This is a genomic window from Pseudomonas sp. YuFO20 (genome assembly GCF_035064975.1).
GTDB classification, from domain to species: domain Bacteria; phylum Pseudomonadota; class Gammaproteobacteria; order Pseudomonadales; family Pseudomonadaceae; genus Aquipseudomonas; species Aquipseudomonas putida_AE.
The window spans coordinates 1-400 of sequence record NZ_JAXDEO010000200.1 but is presented as its reverse complement, the minus strand read 5'-3'; the positions used below and the strand labels follow the sequence as shown (position 1 = coordinate 400).

Genomic DNA, 400 nt, shown 5'->3' with positions numbered 1-400 from the left:
GCACCGCCTGCTTCCTGAACGGATTGCATACCTGGTGTATCGCGATAGGCGTGGTGATCGACGGCGAGCCGACGATAGGCGTGGTCTACGATCCCAACCACCGCGAGATGTTCCGCGCCTGTCGCGGCGGCGGCGCCTTTCTCAATGGGGAGCCGATCGCTGTGCATGCCGGGCGCAGCGTCGCGGATGGCGTGATGGGCGTCGGGATTTCCCCGCGCGCCTCGGCGGCGGAATTCAGCGGTTTTCTCTGTCGCCTGCTGCAGGCGGGAGGGATGTTTGTGCGCAGCGGCTCCGGCGCGTTGATGACCGCCCAGGTGGCCGCCGGACGGCTGCTGGGCTATTACGAACCGCATATGAACGCCTGGGACAGCCTGCCTGGGTGGGTGCTGACGCGCGAAGC

At 67.0% G+C, this 400-nt stretch carries 1 protein-coding gene; it reads left to right on the top strand.

Translation table 11 applies throughout. The features are described from left to right. Window positions 1-23: 23 nt before the first annotated feature. Window positions 24-400, top strand: a 377-nt coding sequence (locus SOP85_RS31260; RefSeq protein WP_323629442.1) for an inositol monophosphatase family protein, incomplete at its 3' end; no start/stop codon positions are given.